General features: G+C 71.5%; 25 protein-coding genes, 3 tRNA genes and 1 pseudogene. 20 read left to right on the top strand and 9 right to left on the bottom strand.

Going from position 1 to position 23,438, the window contains the following annotated elements:
* Window positions 1-299 (bottom strand): hypothetical protein (locus ABZ490_RS50205; RefSeq protein WP_359007090.1); only part of this gene is annotated, 299 nt, incomplete at its 3' end.
* A gap of 249 nt (window positions 300-548) precedes the next feature.
* On the opposite strand from ABZ490_RS50205, the gene ABZ490_RS50200 reads away from it, so the two are divergent.
* The 9 genes and pseudogenes from ABZ490_RS50200 to ABZ490_RS50160 all read left to right on the top strand — a co-directional run.
* On the top strand, window positions 549-1,517 hold the full coding sequence (locus tag ABZ490_RS50200; protein ID WP_359007087.1) for a complex I subunit 1 family protein: 969 nt from the start codon (window positions 549-551) through the stop codon (window positions 1,515-1,517).
* The gene (locus ABZ490_RS50195; RefSeq protein WP_359007084.1) at window positions 1,517-2,092 is read left to right on the top strand and encodes an NADH-quinone oxidoreductase subunit I; all 576 of its coding nucleotides are present in this window, start codon (window positions 1,517-1,519) and stop codon (window positions 2,090-2,092) included. Before ABZ490_RS50200 ends, ABZ490_RS50195 begins: the two co-directional genes overlap by 1 nt.
* Window positions 2,089-2,790 carry an NADH-quinone oxidoreductase subunit J gene (locus ABZ490_RS50190; protein WP_359007081.1) on the top strand — a complete coding sequence of 234 codons (702 nt, stop codon included), beginning with the start codon at window positions 2,089-2,091 and terminating at the stop codon, window positions 2,788-2,790. The genes ABZ490_RS50195 and ABZ490_RS50190 overlap by 4 nt, the downstream gene beginning before the upstream one ends.
* Entirely contained in the window at window positions 2,790-3,182 is a 393-nt protein-coding gene (nuoK, locus tag ABZ490_RS50185) for an NADH-quinone oxidoreductase subunit NuoK (protein WP_359007078.1), read from the top strand. Before ABZ490_RS50190 ends, nuoK begins: the two co-directional genes overlap by 1 nt.
* Window positions 3,179-5,173 carry an NADH-quinone oxidoreductase subunit L gene (locus tag ABZ490_RS50180; RefSeq protein WP_359007075.1) on the top strand — a complete coding sequence of 665 codons (1,995 nt, stop codon included), beginning with the start codon at window positions 3,179-3,181 and terminating at the stop codon, window positions 5,171-5,173. The genes nuoK and ABZ490_RS50180 overlap by 4 nt, the downstream gene beginning before the upstream one ends.
* Window positions 5,174-5,179: 6 nt before the next feature.
* Complete coding sequence (locus ABZ490_RS50175) at window positions 5,180-6,754, top strand: NADH-quinone oxidoreductase subunit M (protein ID WP_359007072.1); 1,575 nt, start codon at window positions 5,180-5,182, stop codon at window positions 6,752-6,754.
* Complete coding sequence (locus ABZ490_RS50170) at window positions 6,751-8,346, top strand: NADH-quinone oxidoreductase subunit N (protein ID WP_359007069.1); 1,596 nt, start codon at window positions 6,751-6,753, stop codon at window positions 8,344-8,346. Before ABZ490_RS50175 ends, ABZ490_RS50170 begins: the two co-directional genes overlap by 4 nt.
* A 236-nt stretch (window positions 8,347-8,582) precedes the next feature.
* The gene (gene htpX / locus ABZ490_RS50165; RefSeq protein WP_359007066.1) at window positions 8,583-9,446 is read left to right on the top strand and encodes a zinc metalloprotease HtpX; all 864 of its coding nucleotides are present in this window, start codon (window positions 8,583-8,585) and stop codon (window positions 9,444-9,446) included.
* Window positions 9,443-9,559 (top strand): annotated as a pseudogene (locus ABZ490_RS50160) (YccF domain-containing protein); the annotation flags it as partial. The gene htpX and the pseudogene ABZ490_RS50160, both read left to right, overlap by 4 nt.
* Here the strand turns inward: ABZ490_RS50160 and ABZ490_RS50155 are convergent.
* The 3 genes from ABZ490_RS50155 to ABZ490_RS50145 all read right to left on the bottom strand — a co-directional run bounded on the left by ABZ490_RS50155 (window position 9,537) and on the right by ABZ490_RS50145 (window position 13,531).
* Entirely contained in the window at window positions 9,537-11,504 is a 1,968-nt protein-coding gene (locus ABZ490_RS50155) for a recombinase family protein (protein ID WP_359007063.1), read from the bottom strand. The pseudogene ABZ490_RS50160 and the gene ABZ490_RS50155 sit on opposite strands and share 23 nt — an antisense overlap.
* Window positions 11,505-11,719: 215 nt before the next feature.
* Window positions 11,720-12,121 carry a YccF domain-containing protein gene (locus ABZ490_RS50150; protein ID WP_359007060.1) on the bottom strand — a complete coding sequence of 134 codons (402 nt, stop codon included), beginning with the start codon at window positions 12,119-12,121 and terminating at the stop codon, window positions 11,720-11,722.
* Window positions 12,122-12,280: 159 nt separating this feature from the next.
* On the bottom strand, window positions 12,281-13,531 hold the full coding sequence (locus tag ABZ490_RS50145) for an APC family permease (protein WP_359007057.1): 1,251 nt from the start codon (window positions 13,529-13,531) through the stop codon (window positions 12,281-12,283).
* A 158-nt stretch (window positions 13,532-13,689) separates the two neighbouring features.
* Here ABZ490_RS50145 and ABZ490_RS50140 point away from each other — a divergent pair, with 158 nt between their 5' ends.
* Entirely contained in the window at window positions 13,690-13,956 is a 267-nt protein-coding gene (locus ABZ490_RS50140; protein ID WP_359007054.1) for a GlsB/YeaQ/YmgE family stress response membrane protein, read from the top strand.
* A gap of 69 nt (window positions 13,957-14,025) precedes the next feature.
* Here ABZ490_RS50140 and ABZ490_RS50135 read toward each other — a convergent pair whose 3' ends face one another.
* Window positions 14,026-14,514 (bottom strand): YajQ family cyclic di-GMP-binding protein, encoded by a 489-nt coding sequence (locus ABZ490_RS50135; protein ID WP_055638291.1) that lies wholly within the window; start codon window positions 14,512-14,514, stop codon window positions 14,026-14,028.
* 224 nt (window positions 14,515-14,738) lie between these two features.
* Here ABZ490_RS50135 and ABZ490_RS50130 point away from each other — a divergent pair.
* The 3 genes from ABZ490_RS50130 to ABZ490_RS50120 all read left to right on the top strand — a co-directional run bounded on the left by ABZ490_RS50130 (window position 14,739) and on the right by ABZ490_RS50120 (window position 16,692).
* A tRNA-Tyr gene (locus tag ABZ490_RS50130) sits at window positions 14,739-14,820 on the top strand.
* A 185-nt stretch (window positions 14,821-15,005) separates the two neighbouring features.
* Entirely contained in the window at window positions 15,006-16,208 is a 1,203-nt protein-coding gene (locus tag ABZ490_RS50125; protein WP_359007051.1) for a calcium-binding protein, read from the top strand.
* Between the two features lie 88 nt (window positions 16,209-16,296).
* Window positions 16,297-16,692 (top strand): peptidoglycan-binding domain-containing protein, encoded by a 396-nt coding sequence (locus ABZ490_RS50120; RefSeq protein ID WP_359007048.1) that lies wholly within the window; start codon window positions 16,297-16,299, stop codon window positions 16,690-16,692.
* Window positions 16,693-16,707: 15 nt separating this feature from the next.
* Here ABZ490_RS50120 and ABZ490_RS50115 read toward each other — a convergent pair whose 3' ends face one another.
* Complete coding sequence (locus ABZ490_RS50115; protein WP_359007045.1) at window positions 16,708-16,980, bottom strand: hypothetical protein; 273 nt, start codon at window positions 16,978-16,980, stop codon at window positions 16,708-16,710.
* Between the two features lie 98 nt (window positions 16,981-17,078).
* On the opposite strand from ABZ490_RS50115, the gene ABZ490_RS50110 reads away from it, so the two are divergent.
* The gene (locus ABZ490_RS50110) at window positions 17,079-17,300 is read left to right on the top strand and encodes a hypothetical protein (RefSeq protein WP_359007042.1); all 222 of its coding nucleotides are present in this window, start codon (window positions 17,079-17,081) and stop codon (window positions 17,298-17,300) included.
* A gap of 2 nt (window positions 17,301-17,302) precedes the next feature.
* Here the strand turns inward: ABZ490_RS50110 and ABZ490_RS50105 are convergent, their stop codons facing one another.
* Together ABZ490_RS50105 and ABZ490_RS50100 are read right to left on the bottom strand one after the other, a co-directional pair.
* Window positions 17,303-17,959, bottom strand: coding sequence for an NAD(P)H-binding protein (locus ABZ490_RS50105; RefSeq protein ID WP_359007039.1), 657 nt, complete (start codon window positions 17,957-17,959; stop codon window positions 17,303-17,305).
* Window positions 17,960-18,025: 66 nt separating this feature from the next.
* Window positions 18,026-19,327: an amidohydrolase family protein gene (locus ABZ490_RS50100; RefSeq protein ID WP_359007035.1), complete on the bottom strand. Its 1,302-nt coding sequence runs from the start codon at window positions 19,325-19,327 to the stop codon at window positions 18,026-18,028.
* A gap of 291 nt (window positions 19,328-19,618) precedes the next feature.
* Here ABZ490_RS50100 and ABZ490_RS50095 point away from each other — a divergent pair.
* The 6 genes from ABZ490_RS50095 (at window position 19,619) to ABZ490_RS50070 (ending at window position 22,178) form a co-directional block, all read left to right on the top strand.
* Window positions 19,619-19,691: transfer RNA gene (locus tag ABZ490_RS50095), tRNA-Thr, on the top strand.
* 46 nt (window positions 19,692-19,737) lie between these two features.
* Window positions 19,738-19,810, top strand: a tRNA-Met gene (locus tag ABZ490_RS50090).
* Between the two features lie 90 nt (window positions 19,811-19,900).
* Window positions 19,901-20,065, top strand: coding sequence for a 50S ribosomal protein L33 (gene rpmG / locus ABZ490_RS50085; protein ID WP_003948671.1), 165 nt, complete (start codon window positions 19,901-19,903; stop codon window positions 20,063-20,065).
* 128 nt (window positions 20,066-20,193) lie between these two features.
* Window positions 20,194-20,646, top strand: coding sequence for a MaoC family dehydratase N-terminal domain-containing protein (locus ABZ490_RS50080; RefSeq protein WP_359007032.1), 453 nt, complete (start codon window positions 20,194-20,196; stop codon window positions 20,644-20,646).
* Window positions 20,647-20,651: 5 nt separating this feature from the next.
* Complete coding sequence (locus ABZ490_RS50075) at window positions 20,652-21,080, top strand: MaoC family dehydratase (protein ID WP_359007029.1); 429 nt, start codon at window positions 20,652-20,654, stop codon at window positions 21,078-21,080.
* A gap of 42 nt (window positions 21,081-21,122) precedes the next feature.
* Window positions 21,123-22,178, top strand: coding sequence for a UDP-N-acetylmuramate dehydrogenase (locus ABZ490_RS50070; RefSeq protein WP_359007026.1), 1,056 nt, complete (start codon window positions 21,123-21,125; stop codon window positions 22,176-22,178).
* Between the two features lie 33 nt (window positions 22,179-22,211).
* Here ABZ490_RS50070 and ABZ490_RS50065 read toward each other — a convergent pair whose 3' ends face one another.
* On the bottom strand, window positions 22,212-23,243 hold the full coding sequence (locus tag ABZ490_RS50065) for an adenosine deaminase (RefSeq protein WP_359007023.1): 1,032 nt from the start codon (window positions 23,241-23,243) through the stop codon (window positions 22,212-22,214).
* Window positions 23,244-23,438: the final 195 nt, after the last annotated feature.

Here is a 23,438-nt window from a genome sequence, read left to right as displayed (position 1 = left end):
AGCCAGGCGCCCCCGGAGGCGCCGGCCGTCCCGGAGAGCGGCGCGTCGTCCGGGACGTCGGCCCCGCCTCTGTCGACGGCCCGCCGCTCGCGCACTGCGGCCGAGGGCTCTGCCAGCCAGGCGCCCCCGGAGGCGCCGGCCGTCCCGGAGAGCGGCGCGTCGTCCGGGACGTCGGCCCCGCCTCTGTCGACGGCCCGCCGCTCGCGCACCGCTGGCGGAGGCTCGGCCTCCCAGCGCACCGAGGTCACGAAGCCGGCCGTAGCCCCGAAGGACACCGAGGAGGTCCCCGGCTCGTCCACCGCGGCAGCCGAGCCCCCGGAAGGAGCGGCTCCCGAAGGCGCGGCCCCCGCGACCGCGGCAGGCCCCGCACGGACCCCCCGCAGCTCCGACGCCCCCTGGCACCACGCCCGCCCGGCCTTCGACGAGCAGAAGCCGGAGCGGCAGCCGGAGCCGGAGCAGGCGGCCGGGGAGCCCGGTGCCGCACCCGGGCCGGACCCCGAAGCCGACCCCGAAGACCCCACCCCCGAACCCCCGTCAGGAGGCCCGCAGTGAACGACGTTCTCGACGTCACCCTGCGACTCCTGATCGTCTTCGTCGTGTTCCTCACCTTCCCCCTGATCGTCGGTCAGACCGAGCACAAGGTCATGGCCCATATGCAGGGCCGCCTCGGCCCGATGTACGCGGGCGGCTTCCACGGCTGGGCCCAGCTCATCGCGGACGGGGTGAAGTTCGCTCAGAAGGAGGACGTGGTCCCCGCGGGCGCGGACCGCCGTATCTTCCAGCTCGCCCCCGCCGTCGCCCTCCTGCCCTACCTCCTCGTCCTCCTCGCCATCCCGATCGGCCCCGGCGAGGGCGCCGTCGGCCAGGTCCTGGACGCGGGCGTGTTCTTCGTGCTCGCCGTGATGGGCGTCGGCGTGCTCGGCTCCCTCATGGCCGGCTGGGCCAGCGCCAACAAGTTCTCCCTCCTCGGCGGCCTGCGCACCGCCGCCCAGCTCCTCGCCTACGAACTCCCGATGCTGCTCACCGCCGCCTCGGTGGCGATGGCGGCTGGCACGGTCTCCCTGCCCGGCATCGTCGACGCCTTCGCGTGGTGGTGGCTGCCCTGGCAGATCGTCGGGGCGATCGTCTTCTTCGTCGCCGGCCTCGCCGAACTCCAGCGCCCTCCCTTCGACATGCCCGTCGCCGACTCGGAGATCATCTTCGGCGCGTACACCGAGTACACCGGTCTGCGGTTCGCCCTGTTCCTCCTCGCCGAGTACGCCGGAATCGTCGTCCTGTGCGGTCTGACCACCGTCCTCTTCCTGGGCGGCTGGCACGGCCCCTGGGGCGCCGACGGCCTCGGCTGGGTGTGGACCCTGCTGAAGGCAGCCGTCCTCGCCTTCGTCGTCATCTGGCTGCGCGTCACCTATCCCCGGCTGCGCGAGGACCAGCTCCAGAAGCTGTCCTGGACCCTCCTCGTCCCCCTCTCCCTCGCCCAGATCGCCCTCACCGGCGTCGTCAAGGTGGTGATCTCCTAGTGGCCCCCATTCCTGGCTCCGGCCTCGCCAAGGGCCTGGCCGTCACCCTGCGCACGATGACGAGGAAGTCCGTCACCGAGCAGTACCCAGACGCCCAGCCGGAGCTCCCACCCCGTACCCGGGGCGTGATCGGCCTGTTCGAGGAGAACTGCACGGTCTGCATGCTCTGCGCCCGTGAGTGCCCCGACTGGTGCATCTACATCGACTCCCACAAGGAGACGGTCCCGCCCGCCGCCCCGGGCGGCCGCGAGCGCAGCCGCAACGTCCTCGACCGCTTCGCCATCGACTTCTCCCTGTGCATGTACTGCGGTATCTGCATCGAGGTCTGTCCTTTCGACGCCCTGTTCTGGTCCCCGGAGTTCGAGTACGCCGAGACCGACATCCGCGAGCTCACCCACGAGCGGGACAAGCTCCGCGAGTGGATGTGGACGGTCCCGGCCCCGCCCGCCCTCGACCCCGCCGCCGAGGAGCCGAAGGAGATCGCCGCCGCCCGCAAGACGGCGGAGAAGCTGGCCGCCGCCCGGGCGCAGCCCACCGAGCCCGCTCCCGCCGAGCCCGAGGGAGGCGAGTCGTGACCTCCGCCTCCTCCGCCGCCACGGCCGCCCTGGCCGCGGCGCCACACGGCTTCCTGTCCCCGACCGGTGTCGAGATCGCGTTCGTCCTCGTCGGCCTGGCCACCTTCGGTGCCGCCCTGGTCACCGTCACCACCCGGCAGCTGGTCCACGCCGCCCTGTGGCTGGTGGTCGCCCTCGGCGGCCTCGCCGTCGAGTACCTCCTGCTCACCGCGGAGTTCATCGCCTGGGTGCAGGTCCTCATCTACGTCGGTTCCGTGGTCGTCCTCCTTCTCTTCGGTCTGATGCTCACCAAGGCCCCCATCGGCCGCTCCCCGGACGCCGACTCCGGCAACCGCTGGGCCGCCCTGACGGTCGCCGTCGCCGCGGCCGCCGCGCTCGTCTGGGTGGTCGTCGACGCCTTCCGCACCACCTGGATCGACCTGGACGGCCCCGCCGCCGGCTCCACCGAGGTCACCGGCGCGAGCCTCTTCCAGAACTGGGTCCTTCCCTTCGAGGCCCTCTCCGTCCTCCTCCTCGCGGCCCTGGTCGGCGCGATCGTGCTGTCCCGCAAGGCGAGGACGGAGCCCGATGCGAGCTCTCCCCCCGTGAACGCCCGAGGTGTCACCAAGAGTTCCCCACCGGTCACGGAAAGTGGCGAAAAGTTCTCCGGCTCCCCGGCCGCATCCGGGTCCCCGGCCGATCAGGAAGGCGCCCGCTGATGCACCTCGCCTACCCGGCCGTCCTCGCCGCGCTCCTCTTCTGCACCGGCCTCTACGGCGTCCTCGCCCGCCGGAACGCGATTCTGGTCCTGATGTCGGTCGAGCTGATGCTCAACGCCGTCAACCTCAACCTCGTCGCCTTCGACGTCTGGCTCAGCCGCGCCGCCGAGGAGACCCTGCACTCCGGACAGGCCCTCACCCTGTTCACCATCGCCATCGCCGCCGCCGAGATCGGCATCGGCCTGGCCATCGTCCTCGCCGTGTACCGGACCCGCGGCACCTCGGACATCGACCGGCTCCGCGACACCGCCGAGGGCCACGAGAGCGACACCCCCGACACCGACACCGCCGCGACCGGGCCGGGCACCGAGAAGGCTGAGGCCACCGCGTGACCACGACCACCCTCGCCGTCCTCGTCCCCCTCCTTCCCTTCCTGGGCGCGGTCGCCGGACTGCTCCTCGGGCGCAACGCCCCCGGGTTCGTCCGCCCCCTCGCCGTCCTGCCGACCCTCACCGCCGTCGTCCTCGCCGTCGTCGTCGCCGTACGCCAGGGCGGCGACGCCGCGCTCACCGCGGCCACCGAACTCACCCCCACCGGCTCGGTCCCGATCGAGCTCTCCCTCTACATCGACGGCTTCGCCGCCCTGGTGGCCGTCCTGGTCGGCACCGTCGCCACCTGTGTGCAGATCTACTCGACCGGCTACCTCCGCGAGGACCCGCGCTACCCCTCGTACGCCGCGCTGGTCTCCCTGTTCACCTCCGCGATGTTCCTGGTCGTCTACACCGGCGACCTGATCGTGCTGCTCGTCGGCTGGGAAGTCATGGGCATCTGCTCCTACTTCCTCGTCGGCCACTACTGGGAGACCCCGGAGGCCCGCGCCGCCTCCCTCAAGGCCTTCCTGGTCACCAAGCTCGGCGACGTCCCGTTCCTCATCGGCCTGTTCGCCCTCGCCACCGACGCCGGCTCCTTCGAGATCACGAAGGTCCTCGACACCGTCGCCGACGGCGGCCTCGGCCACCCGACCGTCACCGCCCTGCTGCTCCTCGCGGGCGTGGCCGGCAAATCGGCGCAGTTCCCGCTGCACACCTGGCTCCCCGACGCGATGGCCGGCCCCACCCCCGTCTCCGCGCTGATCCACGCCGCGACGATGGTCGCCGCCGGTGTCTACTTCATCGCCCGGCTCCTCCCGGTCTTCGAGGCCTCCCGGGCCGCGATGGTCGTCCTCGCCGTGATGGCCGCCGTCACCATGGTCGGCTCCGGCCTCGCGGCGCTCGCGCAGGACGACATCAAACGCGTCCTCGCCTACTCGACGATCGGCCAGCTCGGCTACATGACCGGCGCCCTCGCCGTCGGCGACCGCTCGGCCGCCGTCTTCCACCTCCTCTCGCACGGCGCGTTCAAGGCCCTGCTGTTCCTCGCGGCCGGCGTGATCATCCACGCCGCCGGCACCAACTCGCTCGCCGCCATGTCCCGGACGGGCCGGCTGCGCGAGCGCGTCCCGGACGCCTACTGGACGATGACCGTCGCGCTCCTCGCCCTCGCCGCGATCCCGCCGTTCAGCGGCTTCTTCTCCAAGGAGTCCGTCCTCGGCGCCGCCGAGCACGTCACCACCGGCCACACCGAGCACGCCCCCGGCGCCGCCGGCTGGCTCGTCCTCGTCGCCGGACTGATCACCGCCCTCCTCACCGCCGCCTACGCCACCCGGCTGTGGCTGCTCGCCTTCCACGGCCGGGGCGCCGAAGCCCCCGACCACGGCCGCCAGCCCCGGTCCATGACCGTCGTGCTCTGGGTGCTCGCCGTCCCCTCCCTCGGCCTCGGCGCGCTCGCCTACCGCACGCTCCCCGACTGGTTCGACGGCAACGACCTCGCCCCGACCGTCACCACCTCCGTGCTCGGCACGGGCGTGGCCCTGGCCGGCGCGCTCATCGCGTACGCCGCCTGGCGCCACCTCAGGCCCCTGGCGGTCGTCGCTCCCCTGGGCGCGGTCGCCGCGCACCCCGAGGGCGACGCGGGCCGGGTCGAGGCCGAGGCCATCGCGACCCACGCCCCCGCCTACGGCGACCTGGCCTCGGCACCCGACCCGGCGGACCCCGGGCGGCTCCTGCTCGGCCCGCTGCACCGCCACGCGGCCGTCGGCTTCCACCTCGACACCGTGTACACCGCGCTGTTCGTCCGCCCCGTGCAGGGCGGCGCGAGCCTCGTCCGGTTCCTCGACCGTGAGGTCGTCGACACCTACGTACGCGGCGCGGGCGCCCTGCCCCGCTGGCTCGGCGCGGCCGTACGGCGCGCCCAGACCGGCAACGTCCAGACCTATGTGAGCGCGCTGCTCGCCGGCACCGTCGTCCTGGCGGTCGCCGTTCTCCTCGTCGCCTCGGGAGCGTGAGCAGGCGTGATCGATATCAACGAGTCCGTGATGCAGTTCCTTCTGGCGTTCGTCGTCGTCGGCCCGCTCCTCGGGGCCGCCGCCGCTCTGCTGCCCGCCCCGCCCGGACTGAAGGGGAAGTCGCCCGAGCAGGCCGTGCTCCGGCACGGCGTCACGGTCACCGGCGTGATCCTCGTCGCCGCGATCGTCCTCGCGCTCGGCTTCGACCACGACCATCCGTCGAAGATGCAGGCCAGTACGGACATCAGCTGGATCCCGGCACTCGACGTGCGCATCCACCTCGGCATCGACGGCATCTCCCTCCCCCTCGTGGTCCTGACCGCGCTGCTGACCTTCCTCTGCGCGCTCTACTCGTACTTCAAGATGCCCTCGGGGCCGACCCCGAAGGCCTTCGTCGCGCTGCTGCTCGTCCTCGAGTCCGGCACCCTCGCGACCTTCGCCGTCCTCGACCTGCTGCTGTTCTTCCTCGCCTTCGAGACGGTCCTCATCCCGATGTACTTCCTCATCGCCCGCTGGGGCGGCGAGGGCCGGGGCCGGGCGGCCATGAAGTTCATCCTGTTCACGCTGCTCGGATCCGTGGTCATGCTGCTCGGCCTGCTCCTGATCGGCATCAAGGCGGGCACCTTCGACATGGTGGCACTCGCCACTGACAACGGCCGGTCGCTGAGCACGTCCGTGCAGGTCATCGCGGTTCTGACGATCGGGATCGGGCTCGCCGTCAAGACCCCGATGTGGCCGCTGCACAGCTGGCTGCCCGACGCCCACACCGCCGCCCCGACGGTCGGCTCGGTCCTGCTGGCCGGTGTCCTGCTGAAGATGGGAACGTACGGGTTCGTCCGGATCCTCCTGCCGGTCGCGCCCGACGGCTTCCACACCTTCGCGCCCTACCTCGCGGCCTTCGCCGTCGTCGGGATCGTCTACGGCTCCCTGGCCTGCCTCGCCCTCGCCAAACAGGGCGCCAAGGGCGACCTCAAGCGCCTCATCGCCTACTCCTCCGTCGGCCACATGGGCTTCGTCCTGCTCGGCATCGCCTCGACCACCCCGACCGGCGTGAACGGCGCCCTGTTCGCCAACATCGCCCACGGCCTCATCACCGGCCTGCTCTTCTTCCTGGTCGGCGCCCTGAAGGACCGCACCGGCACCACCGACCTGGACGCCCTCGCCGAACAGACCGGCGCCGCCCTCTACGGCAAGGCCCCCCGCCTCGGCGGACTGCTCGCCTTCGCCGCCGTCGCCTCCCTGGGCCTGCCCGGCCTCGCCGGATTCTGGGGCGAGATGCTCGCCATGTTCGGCGCGTTCGACCCGGCGGCCGACCTCAGCCGCCCCGCCTTCCTCACCTTCACGGCGATCGCCGCGTTCGGCACCCTGCTCACGGCCGCCTACCTGCTCATCGTGGTCCGCCGCGTCTGTATGGGCGCCCACCCGCAGGACGCGCCCCGGCTCGCCGACGTCCAGTCGTACGAGTTCGCAGCCTGGACCCCGCTCGTCGTCCTCACCGTCGTAGCCGGCCTGTGGCCGAAGGCCCTCCTCGGCCTGACCGACCCGGCCGTGCAGCAGCTGCTCGCAGGAGGCACCCGATGAGCTCCCCGGCCCAGCACCTCGCCCGGCCCGTGGCCGAGTCGCTCGTCCAGTCCGTCGACTGGCTCGCGATCGCCCCGCCCACGCTCGCGGCGGTCGTCGCCCTCGTCGTCCTGGTCGCCGACCTGTTCGTGGCCGACACCCGCAAGCCGCTCCTCGGCTGGCTCTCCGTCGCCGGACTCGCCGCCTCCACGGCCCTGCTGCTGCCCCTCCTGGACGGCGACCGCTCCACGTTCTGCCAGACCGGCGACCCGGGCGCGTGCAGCTACACGGCCGACCGCTTCACCCTCGTCATCCAGTTCCTGGTCCTCGGCGGAGCCCTCCTGGCCGCCCTCCTGTCGGTCACCGCCCTGAAGGACGCGCGCGGCAGACTCCCCGAAGGCGAGTTCTGGTTCCTGCTGCTGTCCTCCGCCGCCGGCGCCGCCCTGCTGCCCGCCTCCCGCGACCTCGCCACCCTGGTCGTCGCCCTGGAGGTGGCCTCCCTGCCCGCGTTCGCCCTGGTCGGCATCCGGCAGGGCGACCGCAGATCCGCGGAGGCGGCCCTGAAGTTCTTCCTGTCGTCGGTCACCGCGACCGCCGTCAGCCTGATGGGCATCAGCTTCCTCTACGCCACGACCGGCACCCTGTACCTCACCCGGATCGCCGAACGCATCCAGCACGTCGACGGCCAGCTCCACACCCTCGCCCAGACCGGCGTGGTCCTCACCCTGGTCGGCTTCGCCTTCAAGACCGCCGCCGTCCCCTTCCACTTCTGGGTCCCCGACACCTACATCGGCGCCCCCCTGCCGATCGCCGCCTACCTGTCGGTCGTCGGCAAGGCGGTCGGCTTCTCCGGCCTCATCCTCGTCACCGTCGTCGGCCTGCCCTCCTACGCCGACGTCTGGGGCCCCGCCCTGGCCGCCCTGGCCGCCCTCACCATGACCGTCGGCAACGTCGGCGCCCTGCGCCAGCAGGCCACGCGCGCGTACAGCGCCGTACGCCTGCTCGCCTGGTCCTCCGTGGGCCAGGCCGGCTACCTCCTCGTACCGATCGCCGCCGCCGCGTACACCGACGACGCCGAGCACGCCGTCGGCTCCACCGTCGCGTACGCCCTCATGTACGCTGCGGTGAACCTCGGCGGATTCTCGGTGGCCGCCCTGGTGGGCCGTACGAGCCCGCGGAACCGCCTCACGGACTACCGGGGCCTGCACGCCCGCCATCCGCTCTCCGCGCTCCTCCTGGCCTTCTTCCTGCTGTGCCTGGCCGGACTGCCGCCGGGGGTCGTCGGACTCTTCGCGAAGGTCACCGTCTTCTCGGCGGCCGTCGACGCGGGCCTGGGCTGGCTCGCGGTCGTCATGGCCGTCAACGTCGTGATCGCCCTGTACTACTACCTCCGGTGGACGACCCTGCTGTTCCGCGCCCCCGAACGCGCCCCTGAAGGCGAGACCGAGGGCGGAACGGAAACCGGAACCGAAGCCGGAGGCGAAGGCGCACCCGTCAGGCACCGCGTGCCCGCCCCCCTCACCGTCGCGATCACCCTCACCGCCGCCCTCGGCATCGTCCTGTCCGGAGCACCCCAGCTGATCCTGCGCTTCACCGACACCGCCCTCTTCTGAGCTTGCTGAGCCCCCGCCACGCGGCCCACGCGCCCCACGCGCCCGGCGTACGCCCCGCCGTCACCCCGACGGCCCACACCCCTGCCCGTACGCACAAGGGAACTAGTGACTCCCACCTGGCGTTGACCAGTACGGGAGGGTCCACTGGACGTGACAGCACGACTCCAGTGGGCACCGGAGAGACGGAACACCAGCAAGCAAAGGGTTCCCCTGCTGCGCGATTTGGAGGGCGTACCGTGCACCGCCGGCACAACGGGCTCAGGACGGCAGTACTCCTCGGGGGACTGTCCGCACTCATCATCGTCATCGGCAGCTTCTTCGGCCGCGCGGGGCTCGTCGTCGCGGTCGTGATCGCCCTCGGGACGAACGCGTACGCGTACTGGAACAGCGACAAGCTGGCTCTACGCGCGATGCGCGCCCGACCGGTCAGCGAGTTCGAGGCGCCCGCCCTGTACCGGATGGTCCGGGACCTCTCCACCCAGGCCCGCCAGCCCATGCCCCGGCTGTACATCTCCCCGACCGAGGCACCCAACGCCTTCGCCACCGGCCGCAACCCGCGCAACGCCGCGGTGTGCTGCACCGAGGGCATCCTGCGCATCCTCGACGAGCGGGAACTGCGCGGAGTCATCGGCCACGAACTCAGCCACGTCTACAACCGCGACATCCTCATCTCCTCGGTGGCCGGCGCCCTCGCCTCCGTGATCATGTTCCTGGTCAACTTCGCCTGGCTGATCCCGATCGGCCGCTCCGACGACGATGACGGCCCCGGAATCCTGGGCATGCTCCTGATCATGATCCTCGGCCCGCTCGCCGCCAGCCTCATCCAGCTCGCCATCAGCCGCTCCCGGGAGTACGAGGCCGACGCCTCGGGGGCCCAGCTCACCGGCGACCCGCTTGCCCTCGCCGGCGCCCTGCGCAAACTGGAGATGGGCACCAAACAGCTTCCACTGCCCCCCGAGCCCCGGATCGAGACCGCGAGCCACATGATGATCGCGAACCCGTTCCGACCGGGCCAGGGCCTCACCAAGATGTTCTCGACCCACCCGCCGATGGCGGAACGCATCGCCCGGCTCGAGAAAATGGCAGGTCGCCACCAGTGAAGACCATCCTGAACGTCATCTGGCTCGTCCTGAGCGGGTTCTGGCTGTTCCTCGCCTACCTCCTCGCGGGCCTGCTGCTCTGCATCACGATCATCGGCATACCCTTCGGGATCGTTCTTCTGCGTTCAGCATCGCGCTCGGGTCGACCCGCCCTTCGATGACCATCGAGGGCAGCAGCCGGATCTCCGGGAGAGGGACCTGTGCCACGTCCGCCAGCGCAGCGTTCACGCGGCTCCAGGTGTCGTCGGACGTCCAGGCGTTGAAGTGCTTCGAAGCCTGGATGGTGGCGCCGGTTTCCTTGATCACGTCAGGCCAGGACTTGCCGGTGCGAGCCTTGTAGAAGATGGCGTCCACGGAACGGCGGACAGTGCCCCTGCGCCCCTTCGGGAGTAGGGGAGCGACCTTCGTCCACTCCTCGTCCGAGAGCGCGGCAGCGGGGATGGTGAGGCCTGTAGCGGCGTACCAGGCCCGCACGGTACAGGGGACGCCGCCGCGTCGGTCGTCGGGAACCGGGCCCGTGATGGTGATCTTCAGTTCCAGCATGGACAGGATGGCCGCTTGCTGCTCAGGGGCCATGTCCGGGAACGACTTCTGCGCCATGTCCGCCAGCGCGATGAGATCACGGGCGCGCTGATCGGACTCTTCCATCTCAGCCAGCCATTCGGCCGCCTCGTCGCGCAGGTTCTGGAGCTGTTGAAGTTCGTCGTCCAGGACTGCTGTGGCCGCCTCGATGGCATCCGAAGACTTGCTCTGCTTGGCTGCGGCGACGATGACGGCCGCGATCGAGGCGTTCATGCCCTCGATCTGCTGGTCGAGGTCGGCGATCCGGTCGGCCAGGGCCACCGTGTCCCCTGCCGCCATCCCGATCCACTCGGCAGCCAGCTCTTGCAGTTTTTCGCTGTTGCTCGCAATCTCGGTGACGTGCTTCCAGACGTGCTTTTCTAGGGCGTCCGCGTCGATGCGAGAGCAGCCGCAGGTTTTCTGACTGAGGTTCCTGGGTGCGTTGCCGGAGCACCGGTAAAATCGGGAACCCTCCCTTACCTCTGCGAAGCAGATTCCTGTGTACGGCTTCGCGCAGAGGCCGGTAACCCGGCCGCTAAGGGGGTAGAACCACCGCTGTCCGCTGCTGCTCTTTGCTGTTTCGGCGACCTTCCGCCGTAGCTCTGCACTCTGTTCTTCGGGCAGAATCCGAGGCAGTTCGATCCTCACGGAGTCGCCCCAGAGAGGATTACCGTTCTCGTCTGTTTTGGCGTGCTTTCCGCGAAAAACGAGTGAACCGTCGAGCACAGGCATCGAAAGAATGCGATCTCGTAGGTTGTCGCGTGTCCATGCCTTGCCGGAGCGCGCCGTGATCCCTTCGGCGATGAGGCGGAGGGTGGCCTTGCGAAGGTTGAGCCCTTCGCCGACCACCAAGTCGTACACGTGCTTGATGACCTTCGCCTCGTCCTCATCGATCACCAAGTACGAGCCGGGGGTTCCCTTGTTGGCGATGCGGTAGCCGTAGGGAGCGCGTCCACCGATGTGCGCGGCCGGCGTCAGCTCTGCTTTCTCCTGCAATCCGCCCTGAGTCCGGTCGCGGATCGTCTCCCATTCGGTCTCGGCGTAGTCGGCGTCGCGGCGCATCTTCTTGCGCCCCTCGGTCGTGGTGTTGTCGTAGTCGTCGGCGACGACCGCGACGAAGACGCCGATGTCTTCGAGAGCCCACACCCAGCGCCAGAAGGCACGACCCTTGCGGCCGATCACCCGACCGTCCGGCACGACCACGATGTCGAAGGGACGCGGAGTCTGTTGGGCGTCGTCCATCAGCCGCTTCAGGTCACCGCGGTCAGCGGCTTCCAGCGAGCCCGAGACACCCTCGTCCTTGTAGGCGCCGACGTGAGTCCACTGTTTGAGCGCGATGTGCCGAGTTGTCTTGCGGCTTTGCCTGGCTACGCCGTAGCCCTTCTTCTGCTCCTCGGTCGATACGCGTAGGTAGTCGACCGCACGCAGAGTGCGTGTACCGGCCGCACGTGCAGCGGTCTCGATGGCTGAAGACAGGGGTGTGCTTACATTGGACACGTCGACTCCCAATCAGTCGGCCAGCCCCGGGGCGGTGCCAGCCGCTGCCGGGGCGTTTGTCTGAACTACCAAATTAGCGCGAATGCCTGACGCTTCGTTGGTATTTCCGCTGATTGTTCGTCGTTCGTACGGCCCGAAACGGAATACGCTTCCGTAATCCGGCGTTCGCCATGCTGTACGGCCCGTGGCGATATGGCCCGTGGCGATATGGGCGGTCAGCGTCCGCCAAAGGCCTCATCCGTCGAAACCACTTCGCGCCCCAGCGGCATGAGTGAGATCGGGATCAGCTTCAGGTTGGCCCAGCCGAACGGGATGCCGATGATCGACAGGAACAGCGGGATGCTCGTGACCAGGTGGGCCAAGGCCAGCCACCAGCCAGCGAAGATCACCCAGATCACGTTCCCGATGAACGAGCCGGCTCCGGCGCCCGGCCGCTCCACAGTGGTGCGGCCGAACGGCCAGAGGACGAAGCCGGCGATGCGTAGGGACGCGATGCCGAACGGGATGGTGATGATCAAGACGAAGCAGATCAGCGCGGCGATGAGGTACCCGATCGCCATCCAGATGCCGCAGAAGACGAGCCAGATGATGTTCAGCAGCAGGTTGAACAGCTTCATGATCGACACCTCTCCAGGTGGGTCCGCCCGTACAGTCCTGCTACCACCAGTATCAGCAGGTCACGCCTCAAGGCGGAACCGGAGCGCTCTTGTGGCGTGATCGGGAATGAACGGAGACGATTCCGTTCCGGCTGGTCGCCCGGCCGGTTGCCGGTCCGCTCACCGCCCGCCGAGCCACCCGCGCACCCCGTACGCGAGCGCGCCCGCCGCCAGCACGGATGCCCCCGTCGCCACGGACGTCCCCGGCAGGGCGAACGCCAGGGTCGCGCAGCCGAGGAGCCCCAGCGCGGGGAGCGCCCGCGCGGTCGGGGAGCCGTCCAGCGTCCAGGCGGATGCGTTGGCCACCGCGTAGTAGGCGAGCACGCCGAAGGAGGAGAAACCGATCGCGCCCCGTACGTCGACCGTGGCGGCCAGCACCGCCACCACCGCGCCGACGGCCAGTTCGGCCCGGTGGGGCACCTGGAAGCGCGGGTGAACGGCCGCCAGCGCGCCGGGCAGATGGCGGTCGCGTGCCATCGCCAGGGTGGTGCGTGAGACGCCCAGGATGAGCGCGAGCAGGGAACCCAGCGCGGCCACGGCCGCCCCGGCGCGTACCACCGGCACCATCCCCGGCACGCCCGCCGCCCGCACCGCGTCGGCCAGCGGCGCCTGCGCCCGCCCGAGGGCTCCGGAGCCCAGCACGGACAGGACGGCGACGGCCACGCACGCGTAGACGACCAGGGTGATGCCCAGTGCGAGGGGGATCGCCCGGGGGATGGTGCGCGCCGGATCCCGTACCTCTTCGCCGAGGGTGGCGATGCGCGCGTACCCGGCGAACGCGAAGAACAGCAGACCGGCGGCCTGGAGCACCCCGCCAAGACCGCCCGAGGTCCCGACGTCCAGGCGCCCGGCGTCCGACGCGCCGGAGCCCAGGCACACCACGACCACGGCGGCGAGGACGGCGAGGACCACCGACACGATGGCCCGCGTCAGCCAGGCCGACTTCTGGATGCCGCCGTAGTTGACGGCGGTCAGGGCGACCACGGCCGCGACCGCCACCGCGTGCGCCTGCCCCGGCCAGACGTACGCCCCGACCGTCAGCGCCATCGCCGCGCAGGAGGCCGTCTTCCCGACCACGAAGGACCAGCCGGCCAGGTAGCCCCAGAACTCCCCGAGGCGTTCGCGCCCGTACACGTAGGTGCCGCCCGAGGCCGGGTACCGGGCGGCGAGGCGGGCCGACGCCATGGCGTTGCAGTAGGCCACCAGGGCGGCGAGGGCGAGTCCGAGCAGCAGTCCGGAGCCCGCGGCGTGCGCGGCGGGGGCGAGGGCGGCGAAGACGCCGGCGCCGATCATCGAGCCGAGGCCGATGACGACGGCGTCGCCGACGCCCAGGGTCCGCCGCAGCGCGGCGGGGGATCCCGACGGTGTCATGGGCGCACCCTACTGACCGGCGGAACCACCGGATGCCGTCGGGACGTCGTCCGCGACAACACGACACGAACCCGAGTGAACGCGACACGGACGCCGGGGCGAGCGAGATCACAGTGCCCGGACAGCACGGGCGCGGCGCGGAGGGGCAGGTTCAGGACATGGGCATCATCAGCTGGATCATCCTGGGACTGTTGGCCGGAGTCATCGCCAAGGTCCTGCTGCCGGGGCGTGACCCGGGCGGCTTCATCGGCACGACGTTCATCGGCATCGCGGGCGCGTTCATCGGCGGCTGGATCTCGGCCCGCTGGCTGGACCACCCCATCACCAAGGACTTCTACGACGGCGCCACCTGGATGGCGGCGATCGGCGGATCGCTCGTGCTGCTGATCGTCTACCGGCTGCTGTTCGGCAACTCGCGCGACTGAGCGAGAAGGGCGGGCACCCCGGGGGTGCCCGCCCTTCGTCGTCACCGGGAGCGGTCGGCCGGAGGCCGGCTACCGGTAGTTCACGAACTGCAGGGCGAAGTCGAAGTCCTGACCCTTCAGCAGGGCGATGACGGCCTGGAGGTCGTCCCGGCTCTTGGAGCTGACGCGCAGTTCGTCGCCCTGCACCTGGGCCTTGATGCCCTTGGGGCCCTCGTCGCGGATGAGCTTCGCGACCTTCTTCGCGTTGTCCTGGGAGATGCCCTCCTTGATCTCCGCGAAGAGCTTGTACTCCTTGCCGGAGAGCTGGGGCTCGCCCGCGTCCAGCGCCTTCAGCGAGATCCCGCGCTTGATCAGCTTCGACTGGAAGACGTCGAGGACGGCGTTCACCCGGTCCTCGGAGTTCGCCTCCATGAGGATCTTCTCGCCGGACCAGGAGATGGAGGCGCCCACGCCCTTGAAGTCGTAGCGCTGCGAGATCTCCTTGGCGGCCTGGTTGAGGGCGTTGTCGACCTCCTGCCGCTCGACCTTCGAGACGATGTCGAAACTGGAGTCGGCCATGTCCTGTGGCTCCTTGTATCGGGGTGCGTGTGAGCTGCGGATCGGCGTACGTGGAGCGGCCGCCGAGCCCGGTTCGATCCCGGGCCGCATCCGGACAAGCCTAGCCACCCGCGGTCGTCCGGGTGGAGATCAATCGGGTGGCGGAGCACCCCTCGGTATCGGGTATTGTTTACGTCGTTGCCAGGGAGCACCGCCGAAAAGCGGTTCGAACGGCAGCGAAACCCGGCGGTGTGCCCGAGCGGCCAAAGGGAGCAGACTGTAAATCTGCCGGCTCAGCCTTCCCAGGTTCGAATCCTGGCGCCGCCACGCTGAGAGCGAAGGGCCCGTCACCTGTCAACGCAGGTGACGGGCCCTTCGTCGTATTCCGTGGCGAGGTGGGAGGGGCTGGCCGTTCGAGGGACGCCGTGGGGCAAACGGGTCATGGGTGGCCCAACTGCCCTGCCCCGAGGGGAGATCTTCTTCAGGCATCCCCTCGGACCCGGAGGTCCTGCATGGCTCGGCTCCTCATGGCAGGCGTCGTCTCGGCGGCGCTGTTCACGCTGGGAACGCCGGTGACCGCCGCGGTCGCCGCTCCTCCCACCTGTCTCGGCATCCCCGCGACCCTCACCGGCGCGGGCACGCTCATCGGTACCCCGGGCAGTGACGTCATCGTCGGCTCGGCGGGCGCGGACGTCGTGGACGGGCGCGGGGGCAACGACGTCATCTGCGGTCTCGGCGGCGACGACCGGCTGACCGGCGGGCTCGGCGACGACCGGATCGACGGAGGCGGGGGCGACGACGTCATCCGCGGGGACGTGTCCGTCGGGAGCGGGGACGCCCGGGGCGGCGGCAACGACGTCCTGTACGGCGGTGACGGCGACGACGACCTGGTCGGCGACGCGCAGACCGGGAGCGGGAACGCCGAGGGCGGCGGCAACGACACCCTCCACGGCGGCGACGGCTCCGACTTCCTGGTCGGCGACTCCGAGACCGACACGGGCGGCGACGCCCGGGGCGGCGGCAACGACCGGCTCTACGGCGACGACGGCGACGACGTCCACATGACCGGGGACAGCGTCGCCCTCGGCGGTGACGCCGAAGGCGGGGGCAACGACGTCCTGTACGGCGGCAACGGCGACGACGGGCTGCTCGGGGACTCGGCCGCCCCCTTCCAGGGCTCCGCGACGGGCGCCGGCGACGACGTGCTCCGCTCCGGACCGGGGGTCGGCGCAGAGAGCATCGTCGGGGACAGCGAGGGCATCGACGCGGTGCACGGGGACGGTGGCGACGACCTCGTCGATCTCGGCGACGACGGCGGCCTCTTCGCCATCGGGGACCACAACATCGGTGACCCCCAAGGCGGTCGGGCGACCGGGGCGGGCAACGACCGGATCATCGGCGGTACGGCGGACGACCTGCTCTTCGGCGACAGCTCCGTCGGCGACGCCTCCCGCACCGTCGCGGGCAACGACGTCATCGACGGCCGCGGCGGGAACGACCAACTCTTCGGCGACAACGTGAACTTCGACGGGGACGCGACCGTCGGCACGGCGGGCGGCCGGGACGTGCTGCGCGGCGGCACCGGTGACGACGCCCTCTTCGCGGGCCCCGCGGACGACTTCCTCGACGGCGGCCCGCAGATCGATTCCTGCGACGGCCAGGCCGGTGACGCCGACCACGCGGTGCGCTGCGAGTCCGTCACCGACGTTCCCTGACCCCGGTCCCCGCGCGGGCGCGGAGATGCGGCCTGTGGGGCTGGAGTGCACGGTGGTACAGGGGATGTCTCATTCGGAGGTGCTGTACATGCGACGCATGCTCACCAGTGGGACCCTGGTCGCCGCGCTCGTGCTCGCGGGGGCGCCGGCCCTCGCCGCGCCCCTGCAGGGTGCGCCCCAGCAGAGCGCGGCCCAGCCCGTACGGGCCGTCACCCAAGGGTTCGTGGACGTCTGCAACTTCACCAAGACCCGGCCGACCCTGAAGCTCGGTTCCTCGGGCAGTGCCGTCCGGCAGGCCCAGTGCTACCTGAACCACTCCCTCACCGGCCGACGCCTCGCCGTGGACGGGCAGTTCGGGCCCTTCACCCAGAAGGCGACGCTGCGCTTCCAGCGCTGCGCCGGCATCGGCGTGGACGGGGTCATCGGGGCCCAGACCTGGTCGTTCCTCGTCGTCTGGGCCAACTCGCCGGACTTCGTCTGCTGACGGGGAGGCCGGTGGTCAGGCGCCCGGTGACTTCGCCGCCCGCTTCACCTCCGCCTCCACATCGCTGCGCGGTCTCTCCTCGTCCTTGGCGTACGCCGTCACCGCGGCCTGGACGTCACGGGCGAGGTCGCGCCAGGCCCGCCACGCGGTCTCGTACGTCTCGGTCTGGGTCTCCGACCAGGGCGTCGCCGTCGGCGGGCCGTAGGCGTCCCGCAGTTCCTCGACCCGTGCGTGGGTCTCGTCGGCCAGACGCTGCATCGCCACGAGTTCCTCGAAGATATGTGCCATATGTCCGGATGCTAGGGACGTGCCGGCGGATCCGCGCGGTGAGCGGGCCGCGTGCCGCGCTCTGCTACCCGGGTGGCCCACTGCGGCACACTGGCCCCATGTCCAGCGGATCCAGCCGTCGCAGAGTCTGTCCCGAGTGCCGTCGCGAGATCGCCGTCGTCGCCGGACGGTTCGCCCGGCACGACCCGCCCGGCGCCCGGGAGAACGGGGAACTCGTCTCCTGCCCCGGGTCCCGTAGCAGGGCGCAACTGGGTGCCGTACAGCCGGCGTTGGACGGTTACGCCCTGCCCGAGTTCCCGGGGCAGCTCCCGCTCTTCTGACCTCAGTTCCCGGCCACCGACTTCACCGCCACCGACACCGGTGCCGAGCCGCCGATCAGCTCCAGGGTGAGGCCGGCCGTGGCCGGGGTGTCCACGAGCTCCGCCAGGACGGCCGCCACGTCGTCGCGCGGGACGGCGCCGCGGCCCGTGCGGGCCTCCAGCCGGACCAGCCCGGTGCCGGGATCGTCGGTGAGCAGCCCGGGGCGCAGGATCGTCCAGTCGAGCGAGTCCAGACCCCGGACGTACGCGTCCGCCTCGCCCTTGGCGCGCTGATACACGTCGAAGACCTCCTGGCCCGGGTGGTCCGGGTCCGCGCCCATCGACGACACGACCACGAAACGCCGTACGCCCGCCCGGACCGCCGCGTCCGCGAACAGCACCGCCGCGCCCTTGTCCACGGTGTCCTTGCGGGCCACCCCGCTGCCCGCCCCGGCGCCCGCCGCGAACACCGCCGCGTCCGCGCCCCGCAGCAGCTCGGCGACCTCCTCGACCGACGCCGACTCCAGGTCCCGTACCACCGGTTCGGCACCCGCCGCCCGCAGATCCTCCGCCTGCTCGGCCCTGCGGACGATCCCCGCGACCTCGTCACCACGCCCGGCGAGCAACCGCTCCAGCCGCAGCGCGATCCGACTATGACCACCAGCGATGACAATGCGCATGCCTCCGACCGTACGCCCGGGTGTCCCCGCCCGCCGTGCCGCACGCGCGCGGGCGCCCCGGCGGGCCTACGACGACTCCCCCCGCCCCTGCCGGGGCAGCCCCCGGTCCACCGGGGCCGCCGGGGCCGCCGAGTCGCCGTACTCCCGGACCGCGTACTCCCGGACCGCGCTCGTCCGGGCCACCACCCGGCCGCGGTGGATCACGACGCGGCTGTACCCGAGGGAGAGCGCGCCCGCCAGCCGGTTGCCGCGGACGGCCAGCAGGTCGGCGGGGAAACCGGCCTCGACCCGGATCTCGGGCAGCCCCAGGGCCGCCCGCGCGGAGCCGCTCACGGCGTCGTAGGCCTCCTCGGGGCGCAGACCGTGGCGGGAGACGAGGAGGTAGGCCGCCTCCAGCGGGTCGCCGCGCCCGACCGGGTTGGACAGGTCGCGCAGGGCCCCGCTGCCGGCCGCCACCCGCACCCCGGCCGCCCGCAACAGCCGTACGGGCGCCGTGCCGTGGTGTTCCGAGGCGCCGCAGCCGCCCTGCGGCAGGCACACCACCGTCACCCCGGCGGCGGCCAGCCGGTCGGCCGTGCGGGCGGCCGCGCCCGGGGACAGCCGGCCGAGGCCGCCGCACGGGGCGAGCGTGACCCCCGGGCGCAGCCCGCCGGCCATCGCGGCCAGCCGGGCGAGGCGCGCCGGGTCACCGGCGTCGGTGTGCAGGTCGACCGGGCAGCCGTGCTCGGAGGCGACCTCCAGCACGGCCTCCACGTACCCGGTGGGATCGGGGTCCAGGTCCGGACAGCCGCCCACCGCCGAGGCGCCCATCTTCAGCGCGTCCCGGAGCATCGCCAGGCCGTCCGCCCCGGCCACCCCGGTCAGCAGCCGGGGCATCGCCACCGTCGTCAGCTCGGCGAACCCGCTCAGCGACCGGCCGGCCCGCAGGACCGCGGTCAGCGCGCCGAGGCCCTGGACGTCACCCACCCGCACCTGGGCGCGCAGCGCGGTCGCGCCGTGCCCGAGCTGGAGCAGGGCGGCCTCGATCGCGCGCCGCTGCACGTCCTCGGGGCCGTACGGGACCGGCCCGTCCAGGTCGGCCGTCAGGGCCGTGTCGACATGGGCGTGCGGCTCGGCGGGGGCCGGGAGCAGGAGGTGGCCGGAGAGGTCGACCCGTGCGGCGCCCGTGCCGGTGCGGGCCGGGCCCGGTGTGAGGCTGCCGGCCGTGCCGACCGCCTCGATCCGCCCGCGGACCAGCCGTACGTCCACGGTCCGGCCGTCCGTCAGCCGCGCCCCGCACAGCAGCAGCGCGCCTCCGTCCGGCGTGCCGCCCGGGGGGCCGGACGGGAAGGAGGGCGGCGGGGGTGGCTCGGGCCGGCTGTCGGGCATCGCGCTCCAGAGGGCTCGGGGTCCGGCGGCTCGGGACCGCGCGGGGGAGGCAACGTCACGGAGAGTGAGTCGAGCGTAGGGCGGCGCTCCGGTGCGGTCAGGGAGGAGCGCAATAGTCGTACCGGTGGGGTTGCGGTGGTCGCGGAGGCGCGAGAACGGTTCCAGGGAGGCGCGCGGGGCCGCCGGGACCGGCGGTGGAGCCGTCCGGCGGGCGGGTCCGCGGGTCCCTCCGGAGGGCCGCGAAACGGATTTGGGTGAACGGCTGCGGACCGTGTAATGTCTTCATCGCTCGCCCCAATAGCTCAGTCGGCAGAGCGTCTCCATGGTAAGGAGAAGGTCTACGGTTCGATTCCGTATTGGGGCTCTGGTGTGAGAGGTTCCCGTCGCGAGGCGGGAACGGATCGCATCAAAGCGGTGTAGCTCAGTCGGTAGAGCAAGCGGCTCATAATCGCTGTGTCACCGGTTCAAGTCCGGTCACCGCTACACGCAGTAGCCGATTGCGGGGTCGGTCCTTCGATCGGCTACTCTTTCTTGCGTTAAACCAATCCCATCCGTTCGTCAAGGAGCACTCACGTGGCTGCCACCGACGTCCGCCCGAAGATCACGCTGGCCTGCGTGGAGTGCAAGGAGCGGAACTACATCACCAAGAAGAACCGGCGTAACAACCCGGACCGACTGGAGATGAAGAAGCACTGCCCGCGTTGCAACGCGCACACCGCGCACCGCGAAACGCGATAAATCAGGCTCGTACGCGAGGCCGTCCCCGAGTGATCGGGGGCGGCCTCGCGTCGTTGAGCGATCAGTACCGGTCAGTACAGCCGGTCACTGCAGCCACCAGGAAGAGCAACCCAGGAGGTGCCGAGCCCATGGCGCTCGACCAGTCCTTCGTCGGGCGGACCTACCCGGCCACCGAGCCCTATGAGGTCGGCCGCGAGAAGATCCGTGAGTTCGCCGAGGCCGTGGGGGACACCAACCCGGTGTACACCGACCCGGAGGCCGCCAAGGCGCTCGGGTACGCCGATGTGATCGCCCCGCCCACCTTCGTGTTCTCCATCACCTTCAAGGCCGCGGGAGAGGTCGTCCGGGACCCCCGGCTCGGCCTGGACTACAGCCGCGTGGTGCACGGCGACCAGAAGTTCGCCTACCGGCGCCCCGTGCGGGCCGGCGACCGGCTCACGGTCACCTCCACCATCGAGGCGATCAAGTCCATGGCGGGCAACGAGATCGTGGACGTCCGCGGCGAGGTGCACGACGAGGCGGGCGAGCACGTCGTGACCGCCTGGACGAAGCTGGTCGCGCGCGCGGCCGAGGAGGCGTGAGGGTGATGACGGCGAAGATCGCCTACGCGGACGTCGAGGTCGGCACCGAACTGCCGGCGCAGACCTTCACCGTGGACCGGGCCACGCTCGTGCAGTACGCGGGGGCCTCCGGGGACTTCAACCCCATCCACTGGAACGAGAGGTTCGCCAAGGAGGTGGGACTGCCGGACGTCATCGCGCACGGCATGTTCACCATGGCCGAGGCGATCCGGGTCGTGACGGACTGGGTCGGGGACCCGGGCGCGGTCGTCGACTACGGGGTGCGCTTCACCAAGCCGGTCGTCGTGCCCGACGACGGGCAGGGCGCGGTCATCGAGGTCGCCGGCAAGGTGGCCGCCAAGCTCGACGACCACACCGTCCGCGTCGACCTGCTGGTCACCAGCGGAGGCCAGAAGGTGCTGGGGATGTCCCGGGCGGTCGTACGCCTCGCATAGGCGTGCACGGGGTCGCGCAGGGGGTCTCGTAGGCTTGGGCGCGTGCTGGAGACTTACGACGCCCCGCTTGCCCCGCTGACCACCTTCCGGCTCGGCGGGCCCGCCGCCCGGCTGGTGACCGCGACGACCGACGCCGAGGTGATCGACGTCGTGCGGGCCGCCGATGCCGCGGGCACACCGCTGCTCGTGGTCGGCGGCGGGTCCAACCTCGTCATCGGGGACAAGGGCTTCGAGGGCACCGCCCTGCGCATCGCCACCCGCGGCTTCGAGCTCGTCGGTACGACGCTGGAGCTGGCCGCGGGCGAGGTGTGGACCGACGCCGTCGCCCGCACCGTCGAGGCGGGCCTGGCCGGGATCGAATGCCTCGCCGGCATCCCCGGCTCGGCCGGCGCCACCCCGATCCAGAACGTGGGGGCGTACGGCCAGGAGGTCTCCACCACCCTCACCGAGGTCGTCGCCTACGACCGCCGGGCCGGCGAGACGGTCACCCTCACCAACGAGGAGTGCGCCTTCGCCTACCGGCACAGCCGCTTCAAGGCCGACCCCGAGCGGTACGTCGTCCTGCGGGTCCGGTTCGTCCTGGAGGACGCGGACGGGCTCTCGGCGCCCGTCAAGTACGCCGAGACCGCGCGGGCGCTGGGCGTCGGGGCCGGGGACCGGGTGCCGGTCGGCCGGGCCCGGGAGACCGTGCTGAAGCTGCGCGCCGGGAAGGGCATGGTGCTCGACCCCGAGGACCACGACACCTGGTCCGCCGGATCGTTCTTCACCAACCCGATCCTCACCGACGCCGACTTCGCCGCCTTCCACGCGCGCGTGAAGGAGCGGCTGGGCGAGGACGCGGAGCCGCCCGCCTACCCCGCGGGCGCCGGGCGCACCAAGACCTCCGCCGCCTGGCTGATCGACAAGGCCGGCTTCACCAAGGGCTACGGCGACGGGCCCGCCCGCATCTCCACCAAGCACACCCTCGCCCTCACCAACCGCGGCACCGCCACCACGGAGGACCTGCTGGCCCTGGCCCGCGAGGTCGTGTCCGGGGTGCGGGCGGCCTTCGGGATCACGCTCGTCAACGAACCGGTGATGGTCGGCGCGGAGCTGTAGGCCCCGGGCGCCCGGCCCCCGGCCGCAACCGGCTCAGGAGGCCAGCCAGTCGTCCACTCCCGACAGCAGCTTCGCCTTCATGTCCGCCGGGGCCGCCGAGCCCCGGACCGACTGCCGGGCCAGCTCCGCCAGCTCCTCGTCGGTGAAGCCGTGGTGCTGCCGGGCGATCTCGTACTGCGCGGCCAGCCGCGCACCGAACAGCAGCGGGTCGTCGGCGCCCAGCGCCATCGGCACCCCCGCCTCGAACAGCGTCCGCAGCGGTACGTCCTCGGGCTTCTCGTACACGCCCAGCGCCACGTTCGACGCCGGGCACACCTCGCAGGTCACGCCCCGCTCCGCGAGCCGCCTCAGCAGCCTCGGGTCCTCCGCCGACCGGACACCGTGCCCCACCCGGGTGGCGTGCAGATCGTCCAGACAGTCCCGTACCGACGACGGACCGGTCAGCTCGCCGCCGTGCGGCGCGGACAGCAGACCGCCGTCGCGCGCGATGGTGAAGGCCCGGTCGAAGTCGCGGGCCATGCCCCGCCGCTCGTCGTTCGACAGCCCGAAACCGACCACACCACGGTCCGCGTACCGCACCGCCAGCCGGGCCAGCGTCCGGGCGTCCAGCGGATGCTTCATCCGGTTCGCGGCGACCAGCACCCGCATCCCGAGCCCGGTGTCCCGGGAGGCCGACTCCACCGCGTCCAGGATGATCTCCAGGGCCGGGATCAGCCCGCCCAGCCGCGGCGCGTACGAGGTCGGGTCGACCTGGATCTCCAGCCACCCCGAGCCGTCCCTGATGTCCTCCTCCGCCGCCTCCCGCACCAGACGCTGTATGTCCTCGGGCCGGCGCAGACAGGACCGGGCCGCGTCGTACAGCCGCTGGAAGCGGAACCAGCCCCGCTCGTCCGTGGCCCGCAGTCTCGGAGGCTCCCCGCTGGTCAGCGCCTCGGTCAGCGCGTCGGGCAGACGCACCCCGTACTTGTCGGCCAGCTCCAGCACGGTCGAGGGCCGCATCGAACCGGTGAAGTGCAGGTGCAGATGGGCCTTGGGCAGCTCAGAGACATCACGTACACGCTCCATCCACCGATCCTGCCGTACGGCCGTGTCGTCCCGGTAGCCGATTGCCCGAACGTGGTCTTGCTCGCACAAAGCAACGGGGGGGGTCTGATCCCGAATTCGGCCGGCGCCCTGGGCCTGGCCTTCCTCCTGGACGACCCGGCCCGCAACACCAGCGCGACCACCCCGGTCGCCCGCCCGCTGCGGACGGTCCTGCGT

Origin of the sequence: Streptomyces sp. NPDC005811, assembly GCF_040630405.1 — a bacterium.
GTDB lineage: Bacteria > Actinomycetota > Actinomycetes > Streptomycetales > Streptomycetaceae > Streptomyces.
This window is presented reverse-complemented; position numbering and strand designations above follow the sequence as displayed.

Bases quoted from the DNA above. Each gene is read 5' to 3' on its own strand.
- nuoK (WP_359007078.1), top strand. From the start codon at position 2,790: ATGCACCTCGCCTACCCGGCCGTCCTCGCCGCGCTCCTCTTCTGCACC.
- ABZ490_RS50170 (WP_359007069.1), top strand. From the start codon at position 6,751: ATGAGCTCCCCGGCCCAGCACCTCGCCCGGCCCGTGGCCGAGTCGCTC.
- ABZ490_RS50150 (WP_359007060.1), bottom strand. From the start codon at position 12,121: ATGAAGCTGTTCAACCTGCTGCTGAACATCATCTGGCTCGTCTTCTGC.
- ABZ490_RS50145 (WP_359007057.1), bottom strand. From the start codon at position 13,531: ATGACACCGTCGGGATCCCCCGCCGCGCTGCGGCGGACCCTGGGCGTC.
- ABZ490_RS50140 (WP_359007054.1), top strand. From the start codon at position 13,690: ATGGGCATCATCAGCTGGATCATCCTGGGACTGTTGGCCGGAGTCATC.
- ABZ490_RS50135 (WP_055638291.1), bottom strand. From the start codon at position 14,514: ATGGCCGACTCCAGTTTCGACATCGTCTCGAAGGTCGAGCGGCAGGAG.
- ABZ490_RS50125 (WP_359007051.1), top strand. From the start codon at position 15,006: ATGGCTCGGCTCCTCATGGCAGGCGTCGTCTCGGCGGCGCTGTTCACG.
- ABZ490_RS50120 (WP_359007048.1), top strand. From the start codon at position 16,297: ATGCGACGCATGCTCACCAGTGGGACCCTGGTCGCCGCGCTCGTGCTC.
- ABZ490_RS50115 (WP_359007045.1), bottom strand. From the start codon at position 16,980: ATGGCACATATCTTCGAGGAACTCGTGGCGATGCAGCGTCTGGCCGAC.
- ABZ490_RS50110 (WP_359007042.1), top strand. From the start codon at position 17,079: ATGTCCAGCGGATCCAGCCGTCGCAGAGTCTGTCCCGAGTGCCGTCGC.
- ABZ490_RS50105 (WP_359007039.1), bottom strand. From the start codon at position 17,959: ATGCGCATTGTCATCGCTGGTGGTCATAGTCGGATCGCGCTGCGGCTG.
- ABZ490_RS50100 (WP_359007035.1), bottom strand. From the start codon at position 19,327: ATGCCCGACAGCCGGCCCGAGCCACCCCCGCCGCCCTCCTTCCCGTCC.
- ABZ490_RS50080 (WP_359007032.1), top strand. From the start codon at position 20,194: ATGGCGCTCGACCAGTCCTTCGTCGGGCGGACCTACCCGGCCACCGAG.
- ABZ490_RS50075 (WP_359007029.1), top strand. From the start codon at position 20,652: ATGACGGCGAAGATCGCCTACGCGGACGTCGAGGTCGGCACCGAACTG.
- ABZ490_RS50065 (WP_359007023.1), bottom strand. From the start codon at position 23,243: ATGGAGCGTGTACGTGATGTCTCTGAGCTGCCCAAGGCCCATCTGCAC.